Source organism: Streptomyces sp. SM1, from assembly GCF_002910825.1.
In the GTDB taxonomy this organism is placed as follows: Bacteria; Actinomycetota; Actinomycetes; order Streptomycetales; family Streptomycetaceae; genus Streptomyces; species Streptomyces okerensis.
Window position 1 is genome coordinate 1 of sequence record NZ_NEUB01000439.1, and the last position, 8,601, is coordinate 8,601.

Below are 8,601 nucleotides of genomic sequence, written 5' to 3' on the forward strand. Positions count from 1 at the left end.
AAGGGAAAGATGGCTCCGCAAGCGAACAATCAACCCGTGCGGAGGAGTGGGTACATGCAGCACGAGCGAGCGGGCGGCCCGGCCGGCCCCGAGGATCTCGTCGACGTCGCTCGGCTGGTCACGGCGTACTACGCGCTGCACCCCGACCCCGGAGAACCGGGACAGCGCGTCGCGTTCGGGACATCGGGACACCGCGGTTCGTCACTGGCGGCCGCGTTCAACGAGGACCACATCGCCGCGACCAGCCAGGCCATCTGCGAGTACCGTGCCGCGCAGGGCACCGACGGACCGCTCTTCCTGGGCGCCGACACCCACGCGCTCTCCGAGCCCGCCCGGGTCACCGCCCTGGAGGTGTTCGCCGCGGCCGGGGTCACGGTGCTCATCGACAGCGCCGACGGCTACACGCCGACCCCGGCGGTCTCGCACGCCATCCTCGCCCACAACCGGGGCCGCGGCACGGGCCTCGCGGACGGCGTCGTCGTCACCCCGTCCCACAACCCGCCCGCCGACGGCGGGTTCAAGTACAACCCGCCCAGCGGCGGCCCGGCCGGTTCGGACGCGACCGGCTGGATCCAGGACCGGGCCAACGAGATCATCCGCGGTGGCCTCAAGGACGTCCGCCGCATCCCGTACGCCCGCGCCCTCGCCGCACCCGGCACCGGCCGGTACGACTTCCTCGGCACCTATGTCGCGGATCTGCCGGAGGTTCTGGACCTGGACGCGATCCGCGCGGCCGGCGTACGGATCGGCGCCGATCCGCTGGGCGGGGCGTCCGTCGCCTACTGGGGCCGGATCGCCGAACAGCACCGCCTCGACCTCACGGTGGTCAACCCGCTCACCGACCCCACCTGGCGGTTCATGACGCTGGACTGGGACGGCAGGATCCGGATGGACTGCTCGTCGCCGTACGCCATGGCGTCCCTCATCGGCCGTCGCGACCGCTTCGACATCGCCACCGGCAACGACGCGGACGCCGACCGGCACGGGATCGTCACCCCGGACGCGGGGCTGATGAACCCCAACCACTATCTCGCCACGGCGATCGGCTACCTCTACGCGCACCGCGAGCGGTGGCCGTCGGCGGCCGGGGTCGGCAAGACGCTGGTGTCCTCCGCGATGATCGACCGGGTCGCCGCCGATCTGAAGCGTGACTTGGTCGAAGTACCCGTCGGGTTCAAGTGGTTCGTGGACGGACTGGCCGGCGGCACCCTCGGCTTCGGCGGCGAGGAGTCGGCCGGGGCCTCCTTCCTGCGCCGGGACGGCTCGGTGTGGACCACCGACAAGGACGGCATCACTCTCGCGCTGCTCGCCTCCGAGATCACGGCGGTCACCGGGAAGACGCCCTCCGAGCACTACGCGGCGCTCACCGCCCGCTTCGGCGAGCCCGCCTACGAGCGGATCGACGCCCCGGCCACCCGCGAGGAGAAGGCCCGGCTGGCGAAGCTCTCCCCGGCCCAGGTCACCGCCGACACCCTCGCCGGGGAGCCGGTCACCGGGGTGCTCACCGAGGCTCCGGGCAACGGCGCGTCCATCGGCGGGATCAAGGTGACCACGGACAGCGCCTGGTTCGCCGCCCGGCCCTCCGGCACCGAGGACGTGTACAAGATCTACGCTGAGTCGTTCCAGGGGCCCGCTCACCTCCGCCGGGTGCAGGAGGAGGCCAAGTCCGTGGTCCTCGCGGCACTGAGCGGCTGAGCGGCACCTCGTACGGCTGTGTCCCGGTCACCCCGCGGCGGGTGGCCGGGTGCGTCGGCAGTGCCTCAACCGGCCTGGACCGCGGCGCCGGTGGGCGACGGGGAGGTGAAGCCGGGCGGCCGGGACGTCGCCGCCGTGGGCAGCTCCGCCGGCGCCACCTCGGACTGCTGGAGCACGCTGTCGCCGCCCGGCCCCTCGACCGGTGTACCCGCCCCGGTGGACAGCAGGGACCAGGCGCCCAGCGCCAGCGCGATCGCGGCGGCCGTGCCCACCACGCGCCCGACACGGCGCACTCTGGCGCGGCGGTCCAGGTCCCGCCAGGACGGGCTTTCCCACGGATCGTCGGGGCGCCACAGGTCACCGACCGAGGCGGCGACGCCCGTGTCCGCCTTCGGCGCACGGGCGTGGGGAGGGGGCGCCGGCCGTGCCGTCCGCTGGTGCGCGGAGGGCTCCCTGGGGGCGGTGGCCCGGATGGCGTGCTCGGTGTCGGTGAGGAACCGCTGCCAGACGTCCTCGGGCACGGACGGCGTACCGTCGTGCTCGTCCGGCGATCCGCCGGCGTCCGGGCTCTGCGCGGTCACGTCCGTCGATTCCTCTCGTGTGCGGGAGCCCGCCACGGCCGCCCGGCCGGCACACCGGGGCCCTGCCAGATCATTGCACAGCGCAAAAACGTAAGGACAGGGGGACGGGCCGCTGTTCACCCCCGATTCCGCCGATCGTGACCCTTCGGCCGAAACCGCCCCGGCGCCTTCCCCGGTGCGGCGTGCACCCACACCGGCGCCACGGCGGGCGTACCGGACCGGGCAGATGAGCACACCGGCCGGTCCCTTTTGCCGGACCGGCAACACGGTTCGCCCCGCCGGGGCCGCCGTGGCCATGCTCGACGGACGCTCTCCGGCACCCAGCGGGCCGGGAGGGCCAGGAGATCCCGGACAACCCTGGAGCACACATGTCACAGCACCCGGCGACCGGTCCCACGCACCGGCTCGTCCCCTCGCCCGCCGGCCGCACGCACGTGGTGGAGCAGGGCAGCGGCCCTCTGGTGCTGCTCGTCCACGGGTTCCCGGAGTCCTGGTACTCCTGGCGCCACCAACTGCCCGCCCTGGCCGCGGCCGGCTACCGCGCGGCGGCCCTCGACGTGCGCGGCTACGGCCGTTCCTCCCGGCCGGCCGCCACGGACGCCTACCGCATGCGGGAACTCGTCGCGGACGCCGTCGCGGTGGTGCACGCCCTGGGCGAGCGGAGCGCCGTCGTCGTCGGCCACGACTGGGGGTCGGCCGTCGCCGCGAACGCCGCCCTGATCCGGCCGGACGTCTTCCGCGCGGTGGCCATGCTCAGCGTCCCCTACGCCCCGCGCGGCGGCCCGCGGCCGAGCACGGTCGTCGCCTCGCTGGGCGGCGACGACGAGTTCTACGTCTCGTACTTCCAGGAGCCGGGCCGCGCCGAGGCCGAGATCGAACCGGACGTACGCGGCTGGCTCGCCGGGTTCTACACGGCGCTGTCGGCCGACAGCCCGCCCGCACCCGGCACACCCCCGCCCTACTTCGTCAGCCAGGGCGGAACACTCCGCGACAGGTTCCCCACCGGCCCGCTCCCGGCCTGGCTGAGCGAGGCGGACCTGGACACCTTCGCGGGGGAGTTCGAGCGCACCGGGACGAGCGGGGCGCTGGCCCGCTACCGGAACATGGACCGTGACTGGGAGGAGCTCGCGGAGTACGACGGCGCTCCCGTCACCCAGCCGTCCCTGTTCATCGGTGGCGGACTCGACGCGTCCACCACCTGGATGGCCGACGCGATCGACGCCTTCCCCGTCACGCTCCCCGGCCTGGTCTCCTCCCGCATCCTCGACGGCTGCGGCCACTGGCTCCAGCAGGAACGCCCCGACGAGACCAGCCGCATCCTGACCGACTGGCTCACCGGACTGCCCAAATCCGCATGTTAGGTTCCCATTTGGAACGCGACCGGGTTCACGCACAGGGGACGGTGACACCTCATGACGTCAGAAGGCGGCGGCACGGCGGGCGACGACGCCCCCCTCCCGCGGATCCTGTGCGACACGGCCGCGCTGGCCGCCGGCGCCGACGAGGCGTCGGCCGGCGCCCTGTGGCGGCTCGCGGAGTCCGGCCGGCAGCTCGACGCCAACGTCGTACACCTTCCGCCGGGGCACCACGTCGACACCCACCGCGAGCCCGAGCTCGACGTCCTCCTGCTCGTCCTCGCGGGGGACGGCACCCTCACCGCCCCCGACGGCCCGCACCCCCTGCCCACCGGCACCCTGACCTGGCTCCCGCACGGCTCCACCCGAAGCCTCGCCGCCGGCCCCGCCGGCCTGACCTACCTCACCGCGCACCGCCGCCGCCCCGGCATGCGCATCCAGAGCCGGCCCCCGACGGCCGGGAACAGGTGAGCACCACGGCGGAGGGCCGACGGCGGCCGATTCCCGAACGTCGCTCGCGGTCCGGTCCAACCTGAGGACCGCCTTCCGGCTCCACCACGCCTGCGCGCGAGCGGCCCGCGCGCCATGGTCGCGCTCGGTGTTCTCGGTGTCTCCGCGCTCGTCGGTACGGTGACCGGATCAGCGCCCGCCGCCATGCTGGCCGGCATCATCGGCATCCCGGCCATGGTCGCCGTCGGTGTCCCCTTCGACGGATTCCGCATCAGGCAGCGTTGGCCTCGTAGTCGGGGACGTGGCTCACGCCGTGGGTTCCCTCGGTGTCTGCCAGAATCGGCGGATGCTGAGCATTGGGACGATCGTGATGGGGGCCGCTGATGTGCGGCGGGCCGCGGAGTTCTGGAGGCGGGCACTGGGCTACATTCCTCGCGATGGTGAGGTGAAGGACGACTGGGCGGTTCTCGTGCCGGCCGACGGCTCCGGTGCCGCACTGGCCCTCGACCTCAGTACGACGCCCGTGCAGGAACACCCGAGAATCCACCTCGATCTCTATGCCGGCGACACCGCCGATCAGGAGGCCGAAGTGGCGCGACTGATTTCCCTGGGCGCTGAGCGCGTCGACTGGGACTTCTATCCGGACGACGCCGACTTCGTCGTGCTTGCCGATACCGAGGGCAACCGCTTCTGCGTCATCGACACCAGTCACAGCTGACGGAAACGAGGACTGGGAGAGCGGAACGTATGCGGGACCGGGGGATCGACGATGACGAAGGTCGGTGGCTGCTGCGGATCATCCGCCGGGGCACCGGGCCGGTGGTGACCTGGCGGCGGGCCCGGACGGTCCGACGCCGACACCCTCGCCGCCTGCGGATCAGCCCCCTGCGACCGGTTCCTCCTGCGCACCCACGGTCGGCTCCACTGGTGCTCCACACGCTGCGGCGACCGTGTCCGTGCCGCCCGCGCCTACGCCCGGCGCAGTGGTGCCTCGGGCTGACGCACCACCCCCAGGGCCTCCTGCGGACCGCCCGGTGGCCACGCGAAACACCCACCAGGCTGCTGCCGGTCCCCTTTCCTCTGAACGGTCCATTGACCGTCCGCCGGCCGGGCGACGACGATTTCCGTGTCCCGAACAGCCGTGTCCCGGCCGCGCAGGAACGCGCGGGAGACGCTCCGCCCGCACCAGGAGTTCCCTCACCCCCATGACCGAGTCCTCGCCCGGCCCCCGCTCCCGCCCCCGCGCCGCACTGGCCATGTCGCCGGACGCCGCCTCGGCCGTTCTCGACACCGCTTCCCTCGCGGCCCTCGCCGCGCTGTGCGACCTCGCTCCGCTCCCGGTGCTGGACGACCTCACCACACCGCGGGCCCGTGCCGTGCTCACCGATGTCGAGCTGCTGGTCACCGGCTGGGGCTGCCCGCCCCTGGACCGGGAGGTGCTGCGGGCGGCGCCACGGCTGCGGGCCGTCGCCCACACCGCGGGCAGCGTACGCGGTCATGTCACCGACGCCTGCTGGGAGCGCGGTGTCGAGGTGTCCTCCGCCGCCGCGGCCAACGCGCTTCCGGTCGCGGAGTACGCCCTCGCCATGATCCTGCTCACCGGCAAGCGGGTCCTGGAGAGCGCGCGCGAGTACCACGCCTCCCGCACCGGGCCGGACCGGCTGCGCACCTCCCGCGCGGTCGGCAACCACCGCCGCACCGTCGGCATCCTCTCGGCGTCGCTCATCGGCCGCCGGGTCATCGACCTGCTGCGCCCGCACGACATCGAGGTGCTGCTGCACGACCCGTACGTGGACGCCGACGGGGCCCGCGAACTGGGCGTGGAGCAGGTCGGGCTGACCGAGCTGTTCCGGCGCGGCGACACCGTGAGCGTGCACACCCCGCTGCTGCCGGAGACCCGGGGACTGGTCGGCCGGGACCTGATCGACTCCATGCGCCCCGACGCCGTACTGATCAACACCGCGCGTGGCGCGGTCATCGACCAGGACGCCCTCACCGTGGCCGTGCGGGACGGCCGGATCCGCGCCGTGCTCGATGTGACCGACCCCGAAGTCCTCCCGCCGGAACACCCGTTGTGGGAGTGCGACAATGTTCTCCTCACCCCCCACCTCGCCGGCTCGCAGGGCAACGAGTGGCGCCGGCTGGCCGGCCTCGCCCTCTCCGAGATCGCGCGCTGGGTGTCGGGCGACGGCTTCCTCCACCCCGTACGACGCGAAAGGCTGGCCTTCCTGGCATGAGCATCCCGTTCGCACTGCCCGCCGACGACCGCGGAACCAGCCCCCGCACCGGTTACACCCGCGCCCACTGGGAGGCCGTGGCCGACGGCCTCCTCACCGCGGCCTGGCGCCGGAGCACCCCGGGCGGCGCCCTGCTGGACCTGCCCGGCCGCCCCTCGCGCTCGGGAGTGCGCTCCGACGGACTCGAGGGGTACGCCAGGACGTTCCTGGCCGCCGCGTTCCGTGTCGCGGGCGCGGACGGGCACGACCCGCACGGGATGCTGGAGCACTACGCGAGCGGTCTCGCCGCCGGCACCCGCACCCCCGGCCGCGACGACACCGAGTCCTGGCCGCTGATCCTGGACTTCGACGTCCGGGGCCAGCCGATGGTCGAGTCGGCGTCGGTCGCACTCGGCCTGCGCCTGACCGCCCCCTGGCTGTGGGAGCGGCTCGACCCCGGTGTGCGGGACCGCGCGGAGGAGTGGCTGCGGGGCGCCCTGCGGCACACCCCGGCGCCCAACAACTGGTACCTCTTCCCGTACACGGTCGCCGGGTTCCTCGAGTCCGTCGGCCGTGGTGACGCCGAGACGGCGGCCGCGCGGGAGCGCGGCCGGGGGCTCCTGGAGGGCTGGTACCGGGGCGACGGCTGGTACGCCGACGGCGACGGGCGCGCCTTCGACCACTACAACGGCTGGGCCCTGCACCTGTATCCGGTCCTCGACGCCCATCTCGCGGGCGACGCCGCGGCGTCGACGCACTACGGCGCACGCCTGCGCACCCACCTGGAGAGCTACGCCCTGATGTTCGGCGCGGACGGGGCTCCGCTGCACTTCGGCCGCTCGCTGACCTACCGCTTCGCCGCCTCGGCCGCCGTCTCGCTGGGCGCGGTGACCGGCCACACCCCGCTGTCACCGGGCGCCGCCCGCCGCATCGCCAGCGGCACCCTGCGCCACTTCCTGGACCGGGGCGCGCTGACCGCGGACGGCCTGCTGAGCGCCGGCTGGTACGGCCCGCACGAGGCCGGTCTGCAGAGCTACTCGGGCCCGGCGTCGCCGTACTGGGCGTCGAAGGCGTTCGTCGCCCTGCTCGCTCCCGCCGGCTCCGCCTTCTGGACGGCGCGCGAGGAGGCGGCGCCCGTGGAGGAGTCCGACCGAGTGCTGGCGCTGCCCGCGCCCGGACTGCTCGTCCAGGCGACCAGGGCCGACGGGATCGTCCGGCTGCACAACCACGGCAGTGACCATGTGCGCCCGCACGAGGGCGAGTCGGCGGCCGAGGACGACCCGTACTACGGACGCCAGGCCTACTCCACCCGCACCGGTCCCACGGCCCCCGGGAACACCGCCGACAACCACCTCTCGCTGCGGACCGGTGGCCGGCACAGCGTGCGCCGCCGCATCCACCCCCTGGGCGCCGGGCACGGCGACGGCTGGGGCTGGGCCGCTTCCTGGCACCGGCCCGTGTTCACCGCGGGCCCGCCGATGGTGCCCGGCCTGCGCGTGGAGAGCGTCACCGTGGTACACGGCCGCCACGAACTGCGGGCACACCGGGTGGTGGGGGCGCCGGCGGGGTCCCGGCTCACCCTCACCGGCTGGGCGACCGGCCCCGAGGAGTCACTGGTCTCCGCCCTCTACGGACTGCACGGCTGGGACGACCCGTCCGCGGAGGCGGTCCGTGCCCCGCAGGGGACGGCCTGGACCCCGTGGGCCCTGCTCCCGCGTCTCACCGGCCGCTGCGGGGGCACCTCCGTGCATGTCGCCCTGGCATCCCTCACCGATACCGATACCGATACCGATGTCGATGCCGATAACGAGGACGCCGGCTCCGTGCCCCTGTCGGAGGCCGTCGACGAAGTGCGGGTGGACGACGGGGCGATCGAGGTGGTCTGGGCCGGCGGCACGGCCCGCACCCGGATCGCCTTCGACCCGGTGGAGGTGCGGCACACGGCGTACTGAGCGGTGAGCCGTGAGGAGTGAGCGGCGGAGGGCAGGGACGGCGTCAGGACTGCTCAGGGGCACTCTTCCTGGTCCGCCCGGTGGTCACGGGCATCTCGGCAGCGGTGTCGGGTGTGGTGTCGGGTGCGGTGTAGAAGACCGACGAGCCCTGCTTGGTGCGCTGGGCCTGGTTGCGGGCGACGAGACCCTCCAGGGTGCTGCGCACCACGGTGGTCTTGACGGCGCGCTCGGGGTGCGCCTTCCCGAGCGCGCCGGCCACCTCCGACGCCGAACGCGGCTCGCTCCGCTCGCTCAGGTGCAGCCGGACGAGTTCGACGAGTTTGGGACCGTCCTTCCCGGTTCCCCGCTCACC

General features: G+C 73.8%; 7 protein-coding genes and 3 pseudogenes. 8 read left to right on the forward strand and 2 right to left on the reverse strand.

Going from position 1 to position 8,601, the window contains the following annotated elements; translation table 11 throughout:
- Positions 1–54 precede the first annotated feature (54 nt).
- Complete coding sequence (gene pgm, locus B9S61_RS10965; RefSeq protein ID WP_103542084.1) at positions 55–1,695, forward strand: phosphoglucomutase (alpha-D-glucose-1,6-bisphosphate-dependent); 1,641 nt, start codon at positions 55–57, stop codon at positions 1,693–1,695.
- A gap of 65 nt (positions 1,696–1,760) precedes the next feature.
- On the opposite strand, the gene B9S61_RS10970 is transcribed toward pgm, so the two are convergent.
- The gene (locus B9S61_RS10970; RefSeq protein WP_103542085.1) at positions 1,761–2,276 is read right to left on the reverse strand and encodes a hypothetical protein; all 516 of its coding nucleotides are present in this window, start codon (positions 2,274–2,276) and stop codon (positions 1,761–1,763) included.
- Between the two features lie 368 nt (positions 2,277–2,644).
- On the opposite strand from B9S61_RS10970, the gene B9S61_RS10975 reads away from it, so the two are divergent.
- From B9S61_RS10975 to B9S61_RS11010, 7 genes and pseudogenes are all read left to right on the forward strand, one after another.
- A complete protein-coding gene (locus B9S61_RS10975) occupies positions 2,645–3,637 on the forward strand; it encodes an alpha/beta fold hydrolase (protein WP_103542086.1) in 993 nt (330 codons plus the stop codon).
- A 51-nt stretch (positions 3,638–3,688) separates the two neighbouring features.
- The gene (locus tag B9S61_RS10980; RefSeq protein ID WP_103542087.1) at positions 3,689–4,102 is read left to right on the forward strand and encodes a hypothetical protein; all 414 of its coding nucleotides are present in this window, start codon (positions 3,689–3,691) and stop codon (positions 4,100–4,102) included.
- 325 nt (positions 4,103–4,427) lie between these two features.
- Positions 4,428–4,799: a VOC family protein gene (locus B9S61_RS10990; protein WP_103542089.1), complete on the forward strand. Its 372-nt coding sequence runs from the start codon at positions 4,428–4,430 to the stop codon at positions 4,797–4,799.
- 29 nt (positions 4,800–4,828) lie between these two features.
- A pseudogene (locus tag B9S61_RS43270) lies at positions 4,829–4,930 on the forward strand (helix-turn-helix domain-containing protein); the annotation flags it as partial.
- 1 nt (position 4,931) lies between these two features.
- Positions 4,932–5,081 (forward strand): annotated as a pseudogene (locus B9S61_RS11000) (CGNR zinc finger domain-containing protein); the annotation flags it as partial.
- 205 nt (positions 5,082–5,286) lie between these two features.
- Entirely contained in the window at positions 5,287–6,318 is a 1,032-nt protein-coding gene (locus B9S61_RS11005) for a hydroxyacid dehydrogenase (RefSeq protein WP_103542090.1), read from the forward strand.
- On the forward strand, positions 6,315–8,249 hold the full coding sequence (locus tag B9S61_RS11010; protein WP_103542091.1) for a DUF2264 domain-containing protein: 1,935 nt from the start codon (positions 6,315–6,317) through the stop codon (positions 8,247–8,249). Before B9S61_RS11005 ends, B9S61_RS11010 begins: the two co-directional genes overlap by 4 nt.
- Before the next feature lie 43 nt (positions 8,250–8,292).
- Here the strand turns inward: B9S61_RS11010 and B9S61_RS11015 are convergent.
- A pseudogene (locus B9S61_RS11015) lies at positions 8,293–8,601 on the reverse strand (hypothetical protein); the annotation flags it as partial.